The sequence below is a fragment of the Pseudomonas syringae pv. tagetis genome (genome assembly GCF_022557255.1).
Taxonomy (GTDB): Bacteria; Pseudomonadota; Gammaproteobacteria; order Pseudomonadales; family Pseudomonadaceae; genus Aquipseudomonas; species Aquipseudomonas caricapapayae.
Map to the genome: position 1 here is coordinate 2,618,087 of NZ_CP092923.1, position 19,427 is coordinate 2,637,513.

At 61.0% G+C, this 19,427-nt stretch carries 17 protein-coding genes; 9 read left to right on the forward strand and 8 right to left on the reverse strand.

Features of this window, described 5'->3' with window-relative positions:
• The first annotated feature begins 12 nt into the window (after window positions 1-12).
• The 5 genes from phnL to MME58_RS11840 all read left to right on the forward strand — a co-directional run bounded on the left by phnL (window position 13) and on the right by MME58_RS11840 (window position 5,676).
• On the forward strand, window positions 13-729 hold the full coding sequence (gene phnL, locus MME58_RS11820) for a phosphonate C-P lyase system protein PhnL (protein WP_055005895.1): 717 nt from the start codon (window positions 13-15) through the stop codon (window positions 727-729).
• On the forward strand, window positions 723-1,868 hold the full coding sequence (locus MME58_RS11825) for an alpha-D-ribose 1-methylphosphonate 5-triphosphate diphosphatase (protein WP_055005894.1): 1,146 nt from the start codon (window positions 723-725) through the stop codon (window positions 1,866-1,868). The genes phnL and MME58_RS11825 overlap by 7 nt, the downstream gene beginning before the upstream one ends.
• Window positions 1,868-2,434, forward strand: a complete 567-nt coding sequence (gene phnN / locus MME58_RS11830; protein ID WP_055005893.1) for a phosphonate metabolism protein/1,5-bisphosphokinase (PRPP-forming) PhnN — start codon at window positions 1,868-1,870, stop codon at window positions 2,432-2,434. The genes MME58_RS11825 and phnN overlap by 1 nt, the downstream gene beginning before the upstream one ends.
• The gene (gene phnP / locus MME58_RS11835) at window positions 2,425-3,174 is read left to right on the forward strand and encodes a phosphonate metabolism protein PhnP (RefSeq protein ID WP_055005892.1); all 750 of its coding nucleotides are present in this window, start codon (window positions 2,425-2,427) and stop codon (window positions 3,172-3,174) included. Before phnN ends, phnP begins: the two co-directional genes overlap by 10 nt.
• Before the next feature lie 138 nt (window positions 3,175-3,312).
• Window positions 3,313-5,676 carry a glucose/quinate/shikimate family membrane-bound PQQ-dependent dehydrogenase gene (locus tag MME58_RS11840; RefSeq protein ID WP_055005891.1) on the forward strand — a complete coding sequence of 788 codons (2,364 nt, stop codon included), beginning with the start codon at window positions 3,313-3,315 and terminating at the stop codon, window positions 5,674-5,676.
• A 62-nt stretch (window positions 5,677-5,738) separates the two neighbouring features.
• On the opposite strand, the gene MME58_RS11845 is transcribed toward MME58_RS11840, so the two are convergent.
• The 8 genes from MME58_RS11845 to MME58_RS11880 form a co-directional block, all read right to left on the reverse strand.
• Entirely contained in the window at window positions 5,739-7,262 is a 1,524-nt protein-coding gene (locus MME58_RS11845; RefSeq protein WP_055005890.1) for an amidase, read from the reverse strand.
• Between the two features lie 122 nt (window positions 7,263-7,384).
• On the reverse strand, window positions 7,385-8,536 hold the full coding sequence (locus MME58_RS11850) for a M20 family metallopeptidase (RefSeq protein WP_055005889.1): 1,152 nt from the start codon (window positions 8,534-8,536) through the stop codon (window positions 7,385-7,387).
• Window positions 8,533-9,960: a M20 family metallopeptidase gene (locus MME58_RS11855; protein WP_055005888.1), complete on the reverse strand. Its 1,428-nt coding sequence runs from the start codon at window positions 9,958-9,960 to the stop codon at window positions 8,533-8,535. The genes MME58_RS11850 and MME58_RS11855 overlap by 4 nt, the downstream gene beginning before the upstream one ends.
• Window positions 9,957-10,979, reverse strand: coding sequence for an ABC transporter ATP-binding protein (locus MME58_RS11860; RefSeq protein WP_054985333.1), 1,023 nt, complete (start codon window positions 10,977-10,979; stop codon window positions 9,957-9,959). Before MME58_RS11860 ends, MME58_RS11855 begins: the two co-directional genes overlap by 4 nt.
• A complete protein-coding gene (locus MME58_RS11865) occupies window positions 10,976-11,977 on the reverse strand; it encodes an ABC transporter ATP-binding protein (RefSeq protein WP_055005887.1) in 1,002 nt (333 codons plus the stop codon). Before MME58_RS11865 ends, MME58_RS11860 begins: the two co-directional genes overlap by 4 nt.
• A gap of 16 nt (window positions 11,978-11,993) precedes the next feature.
• Complete coding sequence (locus tag MME58_RS11870; protein ID WP_055005886.1) at window positions 11,994-12,902, reverse strand: ABC transporter permease; 909 nt, start codon at window positions 12,900-12,902, stop codon at window positions 11,994-11,996.
• Window positions 12,903-12,910: 8 nt separating this feature from the next.
• Entirely contained in the window at window positions 12,911-13,828 is a 918-nt protein-coding gene (locus MME58_RS11875; RefSeq protein WP_055005885.1) for an ABC transporter permease, read from the reverse strand.
• A gap of 102 nt (window positions 13,829-13,930) precedes the next feature.
• A complete protein-coding gene (locus MME58_RS11880) occupies window positions 13,931-15,451 on the reverse strand; it encodes an ABC transporter substrate-binding protein (protein WP_054985330.1) in 1,521 nt (506 codons plus the stop codon).
• Between the two features lie 195 nt (window positions 15,452-15,646).
• Between MME58_RS11880 and MME58_RS11885 the strand changes: the two genes are divergently transcribed.
• From MME58_RS11885 to MME58_RS11900, 4 genes are all read left to right on the forward strand, one after another.
• Entirely contained in the window at window positions 15,647-16,555 is a 909-nt protein-coding gene (locus MME58_RS11885) for a LysR substrate-binding domain-containing protein (protein WP_055005884.1), read from the forward strand.
• A 171-nt stretch (window positions 16,556-16,726) separates the two neighbouring features.
• On the forward strand, window positions 16,727-17,632 hold the full coding sequence (gene folE2, locus MME58_RS11890; protein WP_055005883.1) for a GTP cyclohydrolase FolE2: 906 nt from the start codon (window positions 16,727-16,729) through the stop codon (window positions 17,630-17,632).
• A gap of 11 nt (window positions 17,633-17,643) precedes the next feature.
• Window positions 17,644-18,204 (forward strand): gamma carbonic anhydrase family protein, encoded by a 561-nt coding sequence (locus tag MME58_RS11895; RefSeq protein WP_055005882.1) that lies wholly within the window; start codon window positions 17,644-17,646, stop codon window positions 18,202-18,204.
• A gap of 51 nt (window positions 18,205-18,255) precedes the next feature.
• Entirely contained in the window at window positions 18,256-19,422 is a 1,167-nt protein-coding gene (locus MME58_RS11900; protein WP_055005881.1) for an acetyltransferase domain-containing protein, read from the forward strand.
• The last annotated feature ends 5 nt before the right edge of the window (window positions 19,423-19,427 follow it).

The following is a 19,427-nucleotide window of genomic DNA, read 5'->3' on the forward strand; positions in this document are numbered from 1 at the left end:
GAGGTGAGCCCGATGACAACGTTGATCGAGGTCCGTGACCTCTCGAAAACCTTTACCCTGCATCAGCACAATGGCGTGGTTCTCAATGTGCTGCGCGGGCTCAATTTCTCGGTGCGCGCAGGTGAATGCCTGGTGCTCAGCGGACAGTCCGGCGCGGGTAAAAGCACATTGTTGCGCACTTTGTACGGCAACTACCTGCCTGCCGCTGGCAGTGTCCGCGTGCAGCACGAAGGCCAGTGGACCGAGCTGGTCGGGGCGACCCCGCGCCAGGTGCTTGAAGTACGTCGCAAAACGCTCGGCTACGTCAGTCAGTTCTTGCGCGTCATTCCGCGTGTATCGAGCCTGGATGTAGTGATGGAGCCAGCACTCGCACGCGGTTGGTCGCGCGAACAGGCCCAGGAGCGCGCACAGCTGCTGCTGAACCGGCTGAACATTCCCCAGCGCCTTTGGCCACTGGCTCCCAGCACCTTTTCCGGTGGTGAACAGCAGCGTATCAACATCGCCCGTGCATTCATGGTGCCGTGGCCGATTTTGTTACTCGACGAACCAACTGCTTCGCTGGACGACGCCAACCGTCAGGTGGTGCTGGATCTGGTCGATGAGGCCAAACAGGCCGGTGCCGCACTGATCGGTATTTTCCATGACCGCGACGCCCGCGAGGCAGTCGCCAATCGTCAACTCGACATGAGCCCGGTGGACCTCACCGCCAAGGAGTTGCTGCAATGCTGAACGAACAGATCTTCAGTAACGCCCGTGTGGTGACTGCCGAGCAGGTGTTCGTCGGCACAGTTGTGGTCCGCGACGGCCTGATTGCCGAGGTTCAGAGTGGGCGCAGCCAACTGAGCCAGGCTCAGGACATGCAGAGCGATTACCTGCTGCCGGGGCTGGTGGAATTGCACACCGACAACCTGGAGAAGCACCTGTCGCCACGGCCGGGTGTCGATTGGCCGTCGATGTCGGCGGTGATCAGTCATGATGCGCAAATCGTCGCGGCCGGTATTACCACGGTGTTCGATGCACTGTCGATTGGCGACATCAACCCCAAAGGCAAGCGCATGCAGCAACTGCCCGCGATGCTTCAGGCGATTGCCGACGCCAACGCAGCGGGCCTGACCCGCGCCGAGCACCTGTTGCACCTGCGTTGCGAGGTCAGTCATCCGGATACCCTGAGCGTGTTTCGTGACCTGGTCGACCAGCCGCTGGTGCAACTGGTCTCGGTGATGGACCACGCGCCCGGCCAGCGTCAGTTTGCCCTGGAGTCCAAGTACCGCGAGTACTACATGGGCAAGTACCACATGAATCATGAGGAAATGGATCGCTTCATCGTCGAGCAGGTCGCCAACTCCACCGAGTACGCCGACCGCTACCGGCGCGCGATTGTCGAACTGTGCCTGGCGCGTGGCCTGTCGATTGCCAGCCACGACGACGCAACCATGGCGCATGTCGAGGAATCGGCAGGTTTCGGCATGAACATCGCCGAATTCCCGACCACACTGGAAGCGGCCCGCGGCTGTCGACAACTGGGCATGAGCGTGCTGATGGGCGCACCGAACATCGTGCGCGGCGGCTCGCACTCCGGTAACGTGGCGGCAGCATCGCTGGCCAGAAACGGGCTGCTGGACATTCTGTCCAGCGACTACTACCCGGCCAGTCTGTTGCAGGCCGCGTTCATGCTGGCCGAACAGGACAATGACTGCGAGCTGCCGCAAGCGATCAATATGGTCAGCCGCACGCCCGCTGTTGCGGCAGGGTTGGCGGATCGTGGCGAGATTCGCATCGGTCTGCGCGCTGATCTGATTCAGGCGCGCAATCATGCAGGCCTGCCGGTTATCGACAAGGTCTGGCGACAAGGCAAGAGGGTGTTTTGATGGTTGGCAGGTTGATCTATCTCATCGGGCCATCCGGTTCAGGCAAGGACAGCCTGCTGGATGCAGCCCGTGAAGCGCTGGCGCAACGCAACTGCCGGGTTGTCCGGCGGGTGATCACCCGTTCCGCCGAAGCGGTGGGCGAGGCGGCGCAGGCGGTGACGGTCGAACAGTTCGAGCAGATGCGCGAGCGTGGCGCGTTTGCCTTGAGCTGGCAGGCCAATGGCTTGCACTACGGCATTCCCGTCGAGATCGATCAGTGGCTGCTGGAGGGCCACGACGTGTTGATCAACGGCTCCCGGGCGCATCTGCAGAAAGCGCAAATGCGTTACCCGACGTTGCTCGCGGTGCTGCTGACCGTCAACCAGAACGTGCTGCGCCAGCGTCTGCTGGCGCGCAACAGGGAAACCCTGCCGGAAATCGAGGAGCGTCTTGCGCGCAACTCGCGCTTTGCCGGAGATTTACTCGCGAACAATCCGCACGTCTTCCCGCTGGACAATTCTGCTGATCTGCAACAGACCGTCGCCACGCTTATCGACCTGATGGAGCGGCGTGACGCATGCGCCTGACCCTGCTGGGCACCAGTGATGCACGGCAGGTGCCCGTCTACGGTTGCCAGTGCCCGGCCTGCTCGGCGGCACGGGCGAATCAGGACCTGCGGCGTTTGCCGTGCAGCGCGCTGATTGAATGCGCCGATCAGCGCTGGTTGATCGACAGTGGTCTGACCGACCTTGCCGAACGTTTCCCGCCGCGCAGCCTGAGCGGCATCCTGCAGACGCATTACCATGCCGATCATGCCCAAGGCCTGCTGCACCTGCGCTGGGGCCAGGGGCTGGTGATTCCGGTCCACGGCCCTGCTGACCCGGAAGGCCTGGCCGATCTTTACAAGCACCCTGGCATTCTCGATTTCAGCCAGCCGTTTGCAGCCTTCGAAACCCGAGCACTGGGCGCACTGCACGTTACGGCGCTGCCGCTGGCGCACTCAAAGCCCACGTTCGGGTACATGTTCGAAGGCGACGGGCAACGTTTTGCCTACCTGACCGACACCGTCGGCTTGCCTGACGACACCCGCGAATTCCTGCAACGTCATCCGCTGGACGTGCTGATTCTCGATTGCTCCATGCCCCCGCAGCCTCAGCCGCCACGTAATCACAATGACCTGACCCTGGCGCTGGAAACCATTGACCTTTTACGACCAGGTAAAGCCGTATTGACGCACATCGGTCACACGCTGGATGCATGGTTGATGGGGCAAGCGAAGCAACTGCCGCTTCAGGTACTGATCGGCCGGGATGGAATGACATTTTAGACACAGATGCGAACAGAAAAATTGTTCGCTGATCGCCCGAAAACGCGTATTGCAGGCGTCGAGCAGGCTGCGACAATTTGTCATTATGAACCGTTTGGTACATTCTGTTCGGCTGTAAAAATCCGACAGGTTTGAAAAATGACAAACAAGCAATACACAGGTGCTGGCAGCAGGTTGCTGCTGCTCGGGCTGGGAGTACTGATCGCCCTGATCGGGCTCGGTCTGGCAGGTGGCGGTGGCTACCTGGTGACATTGGGCGGCAGCTGGTTCTTCCTGCTGATGGGGCTGGCGATGCTGATCAGTGGTGCGCTGATCGCTGTGCGCAAACCCAAAGGTGCCTTGTTGTATGGCATCGCCCTGATACTGACCTTCATCTGGGCTATCTCGGATGCAGGCCTGCACTATTGGCCGCTGGTGTCCCGCCTATTGACCTTTGCCGTGATCGGCCTGGTGATTGCGCTGATCTACCCGACACTGGTTCGCGCCTCAGGTGCTCAGGCAGGTCTTGGCGCATATGGCTTGGCCGGTTTGCTGGCCATTGGTGTTGTGGCAACCATTGGCTACATGTTTGTACCGAGTCCTGTGATTAGCGCCAGCAGCGTGCCGCCTATTGTCCCGGTAGCGCCGGGTGCCGAGCAGAAGGACTGGGCACACTGGGGCAACACCCCGGCAGGTAACCGGTTCGCTGCTCTGGATCAGATCAACAAGAGCAATGTCGACAAGCTGCAGGTTGCCTGGACCTTCCACACCGGCGACATTCCGCAGAGCACCGGTGCCGGTGCAGAAGACCAGAACACTCCGCTGCAGATCGGCGATACGGTTTACACCTGTACCGCTTACGGCAAAGTTTTTGCACTGGATGCGGACACCGGCACCCAACGCTGGAAGTTCGACCCGCAGGGCAGTGCGCCCAACTGGCAGCGCTGCCGCGGCCTGGGCTACTTCGCCGCACCCGCAGCCGACGCACCTGCCCAGCCAACTGCCGCGTGTGCCACACGCGTGTTTCTGCCGACTGGCGACGCTCGCCTGATCGCACTCGACGCCAGGACTGGAGAGACCTGCAAGGACTTTGGTAATCAAGGCGTAGTCGATCTGAAAACCGACATGGGCGAAGTCAAGGAAGGCTACTACCAGCAGACCTCTACGCCGCTGGTGGCGGGCAATGTGGTTGTGGTGGGCGGTCGTGTTGCCGACAACTTCTCCACCGGCGAACCTCCAGGCGTGGTGCGTGCTTTCGACGTAAATAGCGGCGAGCTGGTCTGGGCCTGGGATCCGGGTAACCCGAATACCAACAAGCGTCCGCCAGCAGGCGAAACCTACACGCGTGGCACGCCGAACGTCTGGTCGGCCATGTCCTACGATGACAAGCTCGGCCTGATCTACCTGCCGACCGGTAACGCTACACCCGATTTTTTCGGTGGGACGCGTACCGAGCAGGACGACAAATGGTCCTCCTCAGTCGTTGCGGTGGACGTCAAAACCGGTCAGGTGCGCTGGAACTTCCAGATGACCCACCACGATCTGTGGGACTTCGACATTCCGGCCCAGCCGTTGCTGTATGACATCCCGGACGGCAAGGGCGGTACGCAGCCAGCATTGGCGCAAGTCACCAAGCAGGGCGAGATTTTCCTGCTCAACCGCGAAACCGGCGTGCCGATCTCGCGTGTCGAAGAGCGCCCTGTACCGCAGGGTAATGTGCCGGGCGAGCGCTATTCGCCGACTCAGCCGTTCTCGGTGGACATGCCGTCGATCGGCAACCAGACCCTCAAAGAGTCCGACATGTGGGGTGCTACGGCGTTCGACCAGTTGATGTGCCGCATCGCTTTCAAAGGCATGCGTCACGAGGGCGTTTACACACCGCCAGGCCTGGACCCTGCGTTGCAGTTCCCAGGCTCGCTGGGCGGCATGAACTGGGGCAGTGTCTCAGTCGACCCGACCAACAACTATATGTTCGTCAATGACATGCGTCTGGGCCTGGCTAACTACATGATCCCGCGCGACAAGATCGCCGCCGGTGCCAGCGGTATCGAAATGGGCGTCGTGCCGCAGACCGGTACACCGTTCGGTGCCATGCGCCAGCGCTTCCTGTCTGCCGTCGGCATTCCGTGCCAGGCACCGCCGTTCGGCACCATGTCAGCGATTGACCTGAAGACCAAAAAGCTCATGTGGCAGGTCCCGGTCGGCACCGTGAAAGACACTGGCCCGATGGGTATTCGCATGGGCCTGCCGATCCCGATCGGCATGCCGACGCTGGGCGCTTCGTTGTCCACACAGTCGGGCTTGCTGTTCTTCGCCGGCACCCAGGACTTTTATCTGCGCGCCTTCGACAGCGGCAACGGCAACGAAATCTGGAAGGCCCGCCTGCCCGTGGGCAGCCAGTCCGGCCCGATGACGTACGTATCGCCCAAGACCGGCAGGCAGTACATTGTGCTTACCGCCGGTGGTGCCCGCCAATCGCCTGACCGTGGCGATTACGTGATTGCTTACGCGTTGCCCAAGTAACGTGCTTCCACGTTGAGGGGCAGATTTTGCCCCTCATCTTTCCGAACCTGGCTGCGCCACGTTCACATCGCACCAATCTCCGGCTTGCCCGTTCTCGACCCACCATAAACTGGCGGATGCGTGACGATGTGGGTCAGGTCGACCGCCGAGGCCAGCAGTTTCTGCAGGTCGGGACGCGGACGTGACAGGCGTGGATCATTCAGTGTTGCCTGCTCGAGCGCCGCTGCGCAGGCGAGCAGTTTAGCGTCGCCCCGAAATCCGCCGATCACCTGTAACCCGAACGGCATGCCGTTGTGGTCAGTGCCGCAGGGCAGGGACAGTGCCGGGTTGGTGGTCAGGGTGATGGTGTAGCACAGCGCCAGCCAGCGATAGTAATTGTCCAGTGGCACGCCGTTGACTTCGCGCAGGTACAGTTCGCTCCAGGGGAAGGGCGAGACTGGCGTGGTGGGCGCGAGGATCAGGTCGTAGTGTTCGAATTGTTTCTGGAAGCCGCGAAAGATCAGGCTCTGCTCGCCATGTGCCTTGACGCAGTCTTGCAGCGACATCGCGGCACCCATGTCGAAATTGGCGCGGGTGTTGGGTCCCAGCGCATCAGGATCCCGGTCGTGAGCGTCTTGCAGCCCGGCAACGAAGGCTTCGGCACGCAGTACGTCGAAGGTGCGATGGGCGCTGGTCAGGTTCAGGTCAATGGCTTCGCAGGATTTAAACAGTGATTTCAGGGCGTTGATTTTTTCCCGAAAGACGGCACGGATTGTGTCATCGACTGCGCACGCGCCAAAGTCTTCGCTATAGCCGACCCGCAGTTGGCTGAGGTCGACGGTGCGTGGTGCAAACTCGTCATCGGCAATGGCATAACTCAATGGATCGGACTGCCCCAGCCCGGCGCTGGCGCGCAGTTGCAGCAGCGTGTCGGCGACGTTGCGGCCCATCGGGCCGACCACGGAGATCGGCGTCCAGCCGAGTTTCTTGCGTTCGCTCGGCACCAGCCCCGGCGAAGGTCGCAGGCCAACGATGCCGCACAGTGCCGCGGGAATGCGCAACGAACCACCGGTGTCCGAGCCACTGCACAACGGCACCATGTCTACGGCTAGCGCGGCGGCTGAGCCACCCGAAGACCCACCGGCGTTCAGCTCGGGATTGAACGGGTTTCCGGTCGCGCCCCAGACCACGTTACGGGTATTGGCCCCTGCGCCCAGTTCCGGAACATTGGTCTTGCCGACCATGATCGCTCCGGCAGCGCGCAGGCGGGCCACGAACAGGTTGTCCTGCGCAGGGATATTGTCGCGGAACAAGGGTGAGCCGTAGGTAGTGAGCACGCCGGCGGTTTCTTCCAGATCCTTGATGCCGATGGGCAGGCCATGCAACAGCCCGAGTGGTCTGCCTTGCATCACGGCATGCTCGGCCAGCAGCGCCTCGTCGCGGGCGCGCTCGAAACAGGTCGCGGCAAAAGCGTTGATCTTCGGGTTCAGGCGTTCAATCCGCTCGATACAGGCGTCCAGTAATTCCACCGGAGAGAGCTGTTTGTTGCCGATCAGCGCACGCAGTTCGGTGGCGGATTTACCGAGCAGCTCGGACGAATTTTGCATGGAGTGTTCTCCCGAATGTCATCGTTCCGCACGCTCCGCGTGGGAATGCATTTCGTGACGCTCTGCGTCACACATCTGCGTCGCGCCTCTTTTTCCAGGTCGGGCGCACGTGGGCAGTCTCTTCAAACATCCCCCAGCGCCAGTATCGTTGCCACCAGCGCCTGGCCTCTGGGCACCAGGGTATTAAGCTCCAGATACTCACGGTCGGTGTGTACCTTGCCGCCGACCGGGCCGAGGCCGCACAGAGTGGGGATACCCAGGCTGGCGGTGAAACCCGAATCGGCGCAGCCGCCGGTGAACTCGCCGTCCACGCTGAAGCCCAGTTCCTGTGCAAGGCCCTGATAGATACTCAGCAGTTCAGTGCTGTGGCGGGCTTCCATGGGCAGGAAGGTCGTGGCTTCCAGCAGCCTGGCCGATGTGCCGGGCAGCTCCTCTTCGGCGACGATGGCCTGGACTGCGGCGAGAATTTCATCCCATTGGCGGAGTTCGACAAAGCGCACGTCGAGTTTTGCCGTTGCAGTGGGCGCAACGGTGTTGCTGGACGTGCCGCCCGAGATCAAGCCGACGTTGGTGGTAATGCCCGCTGCGTAGTCGGTCAGCGCATGCAGCTTGATCACCTTGTGCGCGAGCGCCTGAATGGCGCTGGCACCGTCGGCGTGATTGACCCCGGAATGCGCCGCGCGGCCGTTCACTTCGATGATCAGCGTGGCACCGCCTTTGCGGGCACTGACCACGTTGCCGCTGGCACGTCCCGGTTCCGGGTTGAGCACCGCGCGCGCCTGACGTGCGTACTTTTCGATGTGAACACGAGCGCTGGCGGAGCCGATTTCTTCGTCGCCGGTATAGAGGATCTGTACCGGAAACGGCAGCGGAACGACACGTTTCAACGCTTTCAGCGCAAAGCAGTTCAGTACCAGACCGCCTTTCATGTCGGCCACGCCTGGGCCGTAGGCCAGCTTGGCATCTTTGGTATAGCCGCGAGTGGACGTAGTGCCTTTGGGAAATACCGTGTCGCGGTGCCCCAGCAGCAGCACCGGTTTTCCGGGGCCGCCGGGCAGCTCGGCGAGCAGTACGTCGCCGAAACCCTCAACCGGGATACGTTCGACGCTGATCCCGTCGGCCTGCAATTGCGCGGCGAGCAGTTCGCCGACCGCATCCACCCCGGCCTTGTCGTAACTGTTGGAGTCGGTGTCGACCAGGCTCTGCAACAGCGCTTCCATCGCCTCGTACTGCCCGCTCAGCCAGTCGGTTGCCTGCCGTTGTGCCTCGTTCATTCACTCAGCCCCTGTGCCCGATGCTCGCGGGTCAGCCGTGCGCCGTCGGTTCCCAGGTCCCAGAACAGTCCGGCCATGATTTGCAGACTTTCTTTGACCACCGGAGCCAGCAAATGCTCGTCGGGGGCATGCTGCGAGCACGCCGGGTATGAGTGTGGCACCCAGACCGTCGGCAGGCCCAGCACTTCGGCGAACACATCGTTGGGCAGTGAACCGCCCAGATTAGGCAGCAGTGCAGGCTTCTTGCCGGTGGTGGTGGCCAACGACTCCAATGCCCAGCCGACCCACGGGCTGTTCGGTGACAGGCGCGTGGCGTGCATTACGTCCATGCGCGTCTGCCGGACCTCGACCTGAGTGAAACCGTGGGCGTCCAGGTGGGCACGCACCGCTGGGATAAAGGCGTTGTAGTCGCTGTCGACCACAAAGCGAATGTGGCACAGCGCATGCGCCTTGCCGGGAATGGCGTGTACCGGTGCGTCCGGGTTGCCGGTCTTGAAGGCGAGAACGTCGAGGGTGTTCCAGCCGAAGACTTTTTCGCTGAGCGACAGCGCCGGGTCGCCCCAATCGGGGTCGATGTCCGGATCGCCGGGGCCGCCGCCGACCTCGATATCCGCTAGCGCAGTTTTGACCGCTTCGGGAATGGCGGTGGGCATGAGCCCCGCGACTTTCACCCGGCCGTGCTCATCGACCATGCTGGCGATGGCATTGGCCAGAATGATGCCGGGGTTGGCCAGCAGCCCGCCCCAGTTGCCGGAATGGTGCGCGCCTTCGCGCAGGTTCACCGTCAGTTCGAAATTGAACACGCCGCGCGAGCCAAGAAACAGGGTAGGGCGCGCCGCTGCCAGGCGTGGGCCGTCGGAGGCGATGAAAATGTCTGCGGCAAGCTCTCCAGCGTGGGCCTGGCAGAACGCACCGAGGCCGGGAGAGCCATCTTCTTCGCCCATCTCCAGCAGCAGTTTAACGTTGAAACCCAGTTTGCCGTCGCGTGCTTTGAGGGTTTGTTCCAGGGCGGTCAGATTGATCAGGTGCTGGCCTTTGTTGTCCGCGGTGCCACGCCCGTACCAACGTTCGCCACGTTCGACGACTTGCCACGGGGACAAGCCTTGCTGCCATTGCGCGTCATAGCCGCGAACCACATCGCCATGGCCATAACTGAGCAGCGTCGGCATTTCAGGGGCCTCGATGCGCGTCGCGATCATCAGCGGCCCGCGTCCGGCGACCGGGTTGTGGTGCACGGCAACGCTGAAACCCAGACGCTCGACATGCGGCGTGATGAACTCATGAAGATAACGGTACAGCTCAGGCAGACTTTCGGCCTCCTGGCTTTGGGTCGGATAGGCAACACTTTCGCCAAGCAGGGCGAAAAATGCGCCGTTGTCGAACTGTTCAGTGACGTTTTCGATGGCGTGCGAACGGCTACTCATGAGGGCATCAGCTCCAGGGTTTTCGGGGTATCGCGCAAGTGGCAGCGAACGGTTCCGCCTTCGATGCGGCCTGTCAGTGGGGACTGCTCTTTGCACACGCTCATACAGGCCGGGCAGCGCGGATGAAAGGCGCAGCCGGACGGCGGCGACATCGGGTTGGGGAAGGTGCCGTGCAAACCCAGTTCGGGAATGCCCAGATGCGGGTCGGGGGTCAATACCGAGTCGAGCAATGCCTGGGTGTAGGGATGACCGGGTCTGGCGAACAGCGATTCGCGGCTGCGTTCCTCGACGATCCGTCCCAGGTACATTACGGCTACGCGGTCGGCCAGATGCTCGATGACTGCCAGATTGTGGCTGATCAGCAGGTATGTCAGGCCGAATTCCTGTTTGAGTTCCTGTAGCAGATTAAGAATTTGCGCCTGCACCGACACGTCCAGGGCCGACGTCGGTTCATCGCAGATCAACACATCCGGGCGCATCACCAGTGCTCGGGCGATCGCCACGCGCTGGCGCTGACCACCGGAGAGCTGACTGGGGTAGCTGTCGATCACACGCTTGGGCAAACCAACCACGTCCATCATCGCTTCGGCACGCTGGCGGCGTTCGGCGTGGGTGCCGATGTCATGCACGATCAGCGGCAGCGTAACGATCTCACGCAGGGTTTTGCGCGGGTTGAGGGACGAATAGGGGTCCTGAAAGATCGGCTGGATACGCCGCGCCATCTCCTTGCGGTCAGTCCCGGCCAAGTGCTTGCCGTTGACCAGTACATCACCGCTGCTGGGCGCAAGCAGGCCGAGGAGCATCTTGGCCAGGGTGCTTTTGCCGCAGCCCGATTCGCCGACCAGCCCGAGAGTTTCGCCACGCATCAGGCGCAGCGACACACCATCGACGGCTTTCAACGTGGCATTGGGTTTGAAAAATCCACGGCTGATACTGAATTCGCGACGGATGTCGCACAGCTCCAGAGCAATGTCTTTCTTGACGCTGGTGGTGGGGACCTGTTGCACGGCTGTGTTCATGACGGTACACCCTCACGGTGAAACACGGGTTCGGTGCCCGCTGTGGCAAACAGGCAGCGAGTCATGTGGTCGTGGCTATTGACCGGCGGTACGTCTTCCGCGCAGGCCGGAATCGCCTGTGGGCAGCGATTGCGAAATGCACAGCCGTGTTGCTCGCCGACCAGACTGGGCACCAGACCCGGAATCGAGCCCAGCGGCTGGCCTGGCTGGGTGCGTCCGGGGATCGGTATGCTTGCCAGCAAGCCGCGGGTGTAAGGATGTTGCGGATTCTCGAACAGCTCGACGGCCGGGGCGGTTTCGACGATCTGTCCGGCGTACATCACCGCAACCCGGTCGGCGATGCGCGCTACCAGTCCCAGGTCATGGGTAATGAAGATCACTGCCAGCCCAAGCTCTTTCTGAACGTCGCGGATCAGGCGCAGGATCTGTGCCTGAATAGTGACGTCCAGCGCGGTGGTCGGCTCGTCGGCGATGATCACGTCGGGTTCGCACATCAGTGCCATGGCGATGATCACTCGCTGGCGCAGGCCGCCTGACAATTGATGCGGATACTGACGAAGGCGCTCGCCTGCGTTGCTGATCCCGACTTTTTCGAGCATCTGCGCGGCACGTTGCAGGGCGTCCTTGCGGGACACCTTGCGATGCCGGGTCAGCACTTCGCTGAGCTGATCGCCGATGCTGTAAGCCGGGTTCAGCGAGGTCATGGGTTCCTGGAAAATCATTGCCAGGCGGTTGCCGCGCAGGTCGCACATCTGCCGCTCGCTCTGCGTCAGCATATCGATGCCGTCCAGGCGCAGTGTCGTTGCAGTACGCCGGGCCTTGCGCGGCAGCAGGTCCATCAGCGCCAGCGATGTCAGGGATTTGCCGCAGCCCGATTCGCCGACAATGCACAGCATTTCGCCGCGCTCGACTTGAAAGTCCAGGCCGCGCACTGCGTGAAGCGTATCTTGGCCGAGAGGGATCTCGACACGCAGGTTTTCAACATGCAACAGCGCCATGTGCGAAGCTCCTCTGTCAGTTGCGCCCGTCGGGCAGGATCAGGTCGCGCAGGCCGTCGCCGACCAGATTGATGCCCAGCACCAGCACCATCAGGGCGACGCCGGGAATGGCGATGACCCACGGGGAAAAGAACATGTACGGTTTGCCTTCGGCGATCATCAGTCCCCAGGATGGAATAGGCGGTTGTACGCCGACCCCGAGAAAAGACAGCGCTGATTCCAGGAGGATCGCGTGGGCCATCTCCAGGGTGGCGACCACGATCAGGGCACCGACCAGGTTGGGCAGGATTTCACTGGCCAGAATGCGCAGCGTCGAACAGCCCAATGCCTGGGCCGAGGCGACGTATTCGGCATCACGAATCTGCTGCACGGCGGCACGTACGACCACCGCGAAGCGATCCCACAGCAGGCAGCCAAGCAGAACGATCACCACCTTCAGGGAACCGCCGATCAGCGATGCGGAGGCCAGCGCGATCATCACCACCGGCATCGCCAGGCGTGTGGTGATCAAGTAGCTGATCACAGCGTCGGTCTTGCCGCCGAAGTAGCCGGCCAACAGGCCCATGATGGTGCCGATGACGCCAGAGATCAGCGCCGCCGAGAAGCCGATGAACAGCGAGATGCGTGCGCCGTACAGCAGGCGCGACAGGTAATCCCGGCCCAGTTTGTCAGTACCCAGCACATAGTCCCAAGTGCCGTTGGCCATCCATACCGGCGGTTTCATGCGCAGCATCACATCCTGCTCATAAGGATCGTAGGGTGCCAGCCAGGGCGCGAACAGCGCGCCGAGCAGGATGATCAGCAGCAGTACCGCGCCGATGGCGAAGCCACGATGTGCGAAGCTGCTGCGCAACGTGCGCCAGACGCTGCGCGCCGGAGGCTGATAATCGTTGATCGATAGCGGCGATGAGGTGGTTGTGCTCATGGGGCCTCCTATTTCACGCGGATGCGCGGGTCGAGCAGTGCGTTAAGCACGTCGGCCAGCAGAGTGAGGACGATGTAGATCACCGCGATCAACAGCACGACTGCCTGCACCACCGGGAAGTCGTCGCGGGCAATCGCATCCCAGGCCAGTTGGCCGATGCCCTGCAGCGAGAAGACCGTTTCGATGACCACCGAGCCGCCGAGCATGAAACCGAACTCGACGGCGGCCAGTGCGACCACCGGGATCAATGCGTTACGCAACGCATGCTTGAACAGCACGGTGGCAGGGCGCAGGCCCTTGGCACGTGCGGTGCGTATGTAATCGGAGTTGAGCACGTCGAGCATGCCGGCCCGGGTCAGGCGCATGATTGCGGGCGTGGCGTAGTAGCCCAGCGCAATGGCTGGCATGACAAAATGTGCCCAGGTCGAGTTTCCCGACACCGGCAGCCATTTCAGCGTGACCGAGAACACCACGATCAGCATCAGCGCGAACCAGAAACTCGGCATTGCCTGGCCCAGCACGGCAATGCTCAGTGCCAGGCGGTCAACCCAGGTGTCGCGCTTCACGGCAGCCAGCACGCCCAGTGGAATGGCGATCAGCAACGCAATGCTCAGGGCCATCGCGCCCAGCCCCAGGGTGATCGACAGGCGCGAGGCGATCAGGTTGTAGACCGATTCCTGAAAGAAGAACGAGTCGCCCAGGTCCAGGCGCACCACGTCGGCCAGCCATTCGAAATACTGCGTTACCAATGGCTTGTTGAGGCCGTATTGCACGCGAATCTGTTCGATCTGCTCGCTGCTGGCTTCCGGGCCGCCGATGGCGGTGGCCAGGTCGCCGGACAGGTGCAGCAGGGAAAAGCTGATCACCGAGACAGTGATCGCTACGCACAGGGCGATACCCAGGCGGCGCAAGAGAAATCCGAACATGGCAAGTGACCTTGTGTTCAGGGGGTGACGGGTTGGCTGCCGATACTGCAAGGTGCTTCACGCACCTCACAGCCGGTCTCGCCGATTGGCTTCACGAACCGCCTATTTCCAGCTCGACAGTACGAATCGTGGCAGTTCGTCCGGGTAGGGCTTGAAGTTCAGGTCTGAGACATAGGCGTAGTTCATCGAGTAGTTGAACAGCGGGGCCCAATAGGCCTGTTCGCTGATGCGCTGCAACGCCTTGCGGTAGTTGTCCTTGCGCACCTGCGGGTCCAGGGCGTTATCGGCGGTCTGCAGCCAGCCCTGGACTTGCGGGTCCTTGATGTTGTCGTCGGGGTTGCCTTTGAACCAGGTGCCGGCCGAGGCCGAGGTATCAAGGATCGAGAACGAGCCCCAGGCCTGGAATGACATCGGCACCTTGCCTCCGCGCTGCTGATCACGCAGCGCCGCGTACTTGAGGTAGCGCAGCTTGGCGTTGATGCCGACTGCGCGCAGGTTGCCGATGATGGCTTCGACGTAGTCGCGGTCCCGGTAGGCAAATATTTCAGTCTCAAAGCCGTTCGGGTAACCGGCTTCGGCGAGCAGCGCCTTGGCCTTGGCCGGGTCGTAGTTGTAGACAGTGGCCGCCGTGGTGTCGCAACCGAACTGACCGGGGTAGCAGGCAACCTGCAACGGTTTGCTTTCGCCGCCGACCAGTTGCGATGCCAGACCGTCACGATTGATGGCGTAGTTGATTGCCTGGCGTACTTTCAGATGTTTCATCGGCGAATCGGCGCTGGACGTGCCGCGTGCGTCGAGAATCAGAAAGCCGATGCGCATGGTCGCACCGCTGGTGACCACCAGATTGGGCATGGCCTTGAGGTTTTCCGCCTGATCCGGCGCCACCCGCCAGGTCCAGTCGACGCCACCGGTCATCAGCTCGGCCAGACGCGTTTCGGCATCGGCGATGACCCGAAAGTTGATGTGACCGATCTTCGGCTGACCCTGTGGGCTGTCCTTGAAGTAGTCCGGGTTCTTGTCCATTTTCACGCCTTCGCCGGTGGCGATGGCCGTCACCCTGTAAGGCCCGGTGCCGATCGGTTTACGGCTGAAGCCTGCCAGCCCGACTTCTTCGAAATATTTTTTCGGGAACATCGGTACGGCGTTGGAGAGGTATTCCAGCGCAGGCGGGAAGGGCTTTTTCAGGTGCAGACGAACACTGTAATCGCCCAATTTTTCGGCGCTCTTGATCCAGTCGACGTTTTGTACCGTGACCACCTTGGACTCGGGCGACACCACATAATTAAGGGTGAACACCACGTCATCGGCAGTGAATGGGTCACCGTTGTGAAACTTCACGCCCTGGCGCAGTTGGAAATCGATGGTCGTATCGTCGACCTGTTTCCAACTGGTGGCGAGCATGGGTTGGTACTCGCCGTTGTCGGGGTTGCGATAGACCAGGTTATCCCAGATCAACCGACCGAGGATTACGCCTTCGCGCAGGTCGTTGTGATAGGGACTGATGTTTTCCGGTTCGCTGTCGGAGGCGTAGACCAGTGTGTCGTCAGCCTTGCCGGCCAGGACCGAGAAACTGCTGAACAGGCTCAATAGCGCGATGCTGCGAGCGAAACCCTTGATTCCCATGCCGTCGTCTCCAATAGGCAAAGTGGATGTATCAAAGGGCAGTGGGTCGCAAATGCGAAAAGAGGGGGGAGCAACAAGGCCGGCATGTTCTTTTGACTGTGTTGGGCCTCGACATGACTCTAGGCAAAGCGTATCAATGCCACAAGCACAATATTTCGAACCTTTCATTGCTGAAAAGGCAACGCAGGAGACGCGATGCAACTCTACGGCGTACAGTCCACCGCCTTGCGCTACTTCCTCGAAGTGGCACGTTGCGGGTCGATCAGTGAGGCGTCGATCCGACTCAATGTGGCGTCATCGGCGGTCAGTCGGCAAATCAGCAAGCTGGAGCGGGAGCTGGATGCGCTGCTTTTCGAGCGAGAGGCTCGCGGCATGATGCTCAGCGAGGCGGGCATTCGTCTGGCAGCCTACGCGCGAAAGTCACAGCTGGAGGCCGAGCAGGTCGTGCTGGAAATCACCGAGCTGCAAGGTTTGCAGCGCGGTCACGTTCGGGTTGCCTGCTCGGAGGGTTTTGCCCTGGACTTCCTGCCACAGTGCATTGCACGGTTCCGGCGGCTGTATCAGGGCATCCATTTCTCGATGGAAGTCTGCGCGCCGGCCCAGGCCACCGAGCGGGTGCGGTCCGGTGATGCGGACCTGTGCCTGACCTTCAGCCTGACGCCGCAGAACGAGATCAAGGTCGAGCACATTCACAGCGGTGCAATCTGCGCGGTGGTCAGTCATAACCATCCATTGGCCTCACGCACGGAGGTCTCCCTGGCTGAGCTGCAACCTTATGCCATCGCTCTGACCAATACCGACACGACCTTGCGCCAGCTGTTTGATATCTGCTGCGGAGTACAGGGCCTGTTGTTCGATCCTGTGCTGACCAGCAATTACATCGGTGCGCTGCTGCGTTTTGTCCGTGAGGAGGGCGGGATCAGCCTGTCCAGCGAGATGACGCTGGACAAGCGCGCACATGAAAAACAGCTCAAGTCGCTGCCTATCAGCGACGACGGCATGAAGGCGCGTCGTATCGAGCTGCAAAGCATGGCCGGGCGCAATCTGCCCGCTGCGGTCGCGGCTTTTCGGGATTTTCTGATCGAGGAACTGGCAAAGACCTGAAACGCAGGCAGTGTTGATGCTGCTCTATGCGGTTGACTAACGTCTGGTTGATGACGCTGACAGGCATGATGTTATAGTGTAACTAATTTATGGCTGCACGCTGTAGCCGTGAACCGCCAATATCAGCCTTCGCCCATACGGCGAAGCTCGCCAACGAGATGACCGACACACATGAACAACCCCCTCCCAGACGTTGCCCTGACGGAAGTTTCCTCGGCCCTGGTTTCACTAGACTGGGTCGGCATGCAGGGCGTCGAAGTACCGGTCCGGCTGGCCGAAGCGGGCGTTCGCTACCCTGTCCATGCCTATGTCGATCTGCAAGTCGATCTGGCCGACCCGAGCGTCAAAGGCATCCATATGTCGCGGCTCTACCGGCTGCTCGACAGGTACGCCGAGCACCAGATACTAAGCCCCGATACACTGTCTGCCTTGATGGAGGCGATGGTCGAGAGTCACGTTGATTGTCATTCCAGCCGCGCCCGACTCACGTTGAGCTTCAATCTGCTGTGCCGTCGTCCGGCGTTGGTTACCGAGGGGCTCAGCGGCTGGAAATCCTACCCTGTGAAACTTGACGCCACTTGGCACGCCGGTCGTCTGTGCCTCGACGTTTCAGCCGAGATTACCTACTCGTCTACCTGCCCGTGCTCGGCTGCATTGTCTCGACAGCTGCTGGAGGGAGCATTTACTGAACGCTTTGGCAGGCAGTCCTTTGTCGATCCGATGCAGGTTGCGACCTGGCTGCGCGAGAACGCCTCGTTCGCTACGCCGCACAGCCAGCGCAGCGTTGCGACGGTCCAGGTGCGTGTGGCGGAGCAGGCGTCCGAGCTGGGCTTGATGAGGCTCATCGATACCGCCGAGCAGGCATTGGGCACACCGGTACAAACCGCCGTCAAACGTGCTGACGAGCAAGCATTCGCCCGGCTCAACGGGCAAAACCTGATGTACGTCGAAGACGCAGCACGCAAGGTCCAGCAAGCGCTAGAAGGCCGTTATGCAGCCTCCAGCGTCAGCGTGCGTCACTTCGAAAGCCTGCATCCGCATGATGCAGCCGCGCAGACTTCCAACTACCTGTCCTGAGGCTTCATACCGTGATCCGTAAAAATCCTTCCGGCCATTTGCCAGTCATCGCCGAGTCTGCCTACATCGATAAAACCGCGATCATCTGCGGCAAGGTGATCATCAAGGACAATGTCTTTGTCGGCCCATACGCCGTGATCCGTGCCGACGAAGTCGACGCCACCGGAGACATGGAACCGATCGTCATCGGCGCCAATTCGAACATTCAGGACGGTGTGGTGATTCACTCAAAATCGGGCGCAGCGGTTACCATTGGCGAGTTCACTTCGATCGCCCACCGCTCCATCGTGCACGGACCTTGCATGGTCGGAGATCGCGTGTTCATCGGCTTCAATAGTGTGCTGTTCAATTGCCAGGTCGGTAATGGCAGCGTGGTCAGGCACAATTCGGTGGTCGATGGTCGCGATCTGCCAGAGAACTTTTACGTGCCGTCCACGACCCGGATCGGGCCTGGCACCGATCTTTCGCAATTCCCGCCGGTGAGCATTTCGGCTTCGGAGTTTTCCGAAGATGTGGCACACACCAATATTGACCTGGTGCGTGGCTACAAGGCACTTCAGAACGAGTTCTGACACAGAGCAACCTCGACCCACTGCACTTCCGGCCACGGATCTGGATTTTTCATGACAACAGCTGTTCACTCAACCCGCGCGCCAGCATCACGGCTGCGCTCGATCGATGCTCTGCGCGGGCTGATCATTCTTTTCATGCTGCTGGACCATGTGCGGGAAACCTTCTTCCTGCACCGTCAGGTCCTCGATCCGATGGACGTTGCAAGCACTGAGCCCGAGCTGTTTTTCAGCCGAACGCTGGCGCATTTGTGCGCGCCCCTGTTCGTTCTGCTGACCGGGCTTTCAGCGTACTTGTACGGCGAAAAATACCAGGGCAAAACCGACGTTTCAGCGTTTCTGCTCAAGCGCGGGCTGTTCCTGATTGCGCTGGAGTTCACTCTGGTGAGCTTCGCCTGGACCTTCCAGTTCCCGCCGACCATCATCTACCTGCAAGTGATCTGGGCTATCGGCCTGAGCATGGTTGCGCTGTCGCTGATGGTGTTTCTTCCGCGCTGGGCGCTGGTGGTCATCGGCGTGGTGATCATTGCCGGGCATAACCTGTTGGACTCACTGCACTTCGGCGTCGAGTCGGCCATGCACATCCCTTGGGCAATCCTGCATGATCGGGGCTGGATCGAGCTGTCCGATAACCTGCGTTTACGTACCTCTTACCCGTTATTGCCGTGGATCGGCATTATCGCGCTGGGCTATGCAGCAGGCCCTTGGTTTGCCGGTGGTTACGACGCTGCGAAACGACGTTCAAACCTGTGGATGTGGGGTGGGGGAGCGCTGTCGTGCTTTGTGGTCCTGCGCATGATCAACGGCTACGGTGAAAAACCGTGGAGCGTTGGCGAGACCGATGTACAAACGGTCATGAGCTTCTTCAACATCACCAAATACCCGCCATCGCTGCTTTTTATCAGCCTGACGCTGGGGACAGGTCTGCTGATCCTCATCGCTTTCGAACGCAGTCAGGAGAAAAGCTGGTTGCGGCCGTTGGTTGTGCTGGGTTCGGCACCGATGTTTTTCTACCTGCTGCACCTGTACGTCCTGAAAATTCTATACCTGATTGCCGTGGCAATCTGGGGGACCAACCAAGGCAAGTATTTCGGCTTCGACAACATGTGGGGCGTCTGGCTGACCTCGATCGTGCTGGCAGTGCTGCTGTTCCCCGCAGTGCGCTGGTTCGCTGCGCTCAAGGCTCGCCGTCGGGATATCAGTTGGTTGAAATACCTGTAACCAGC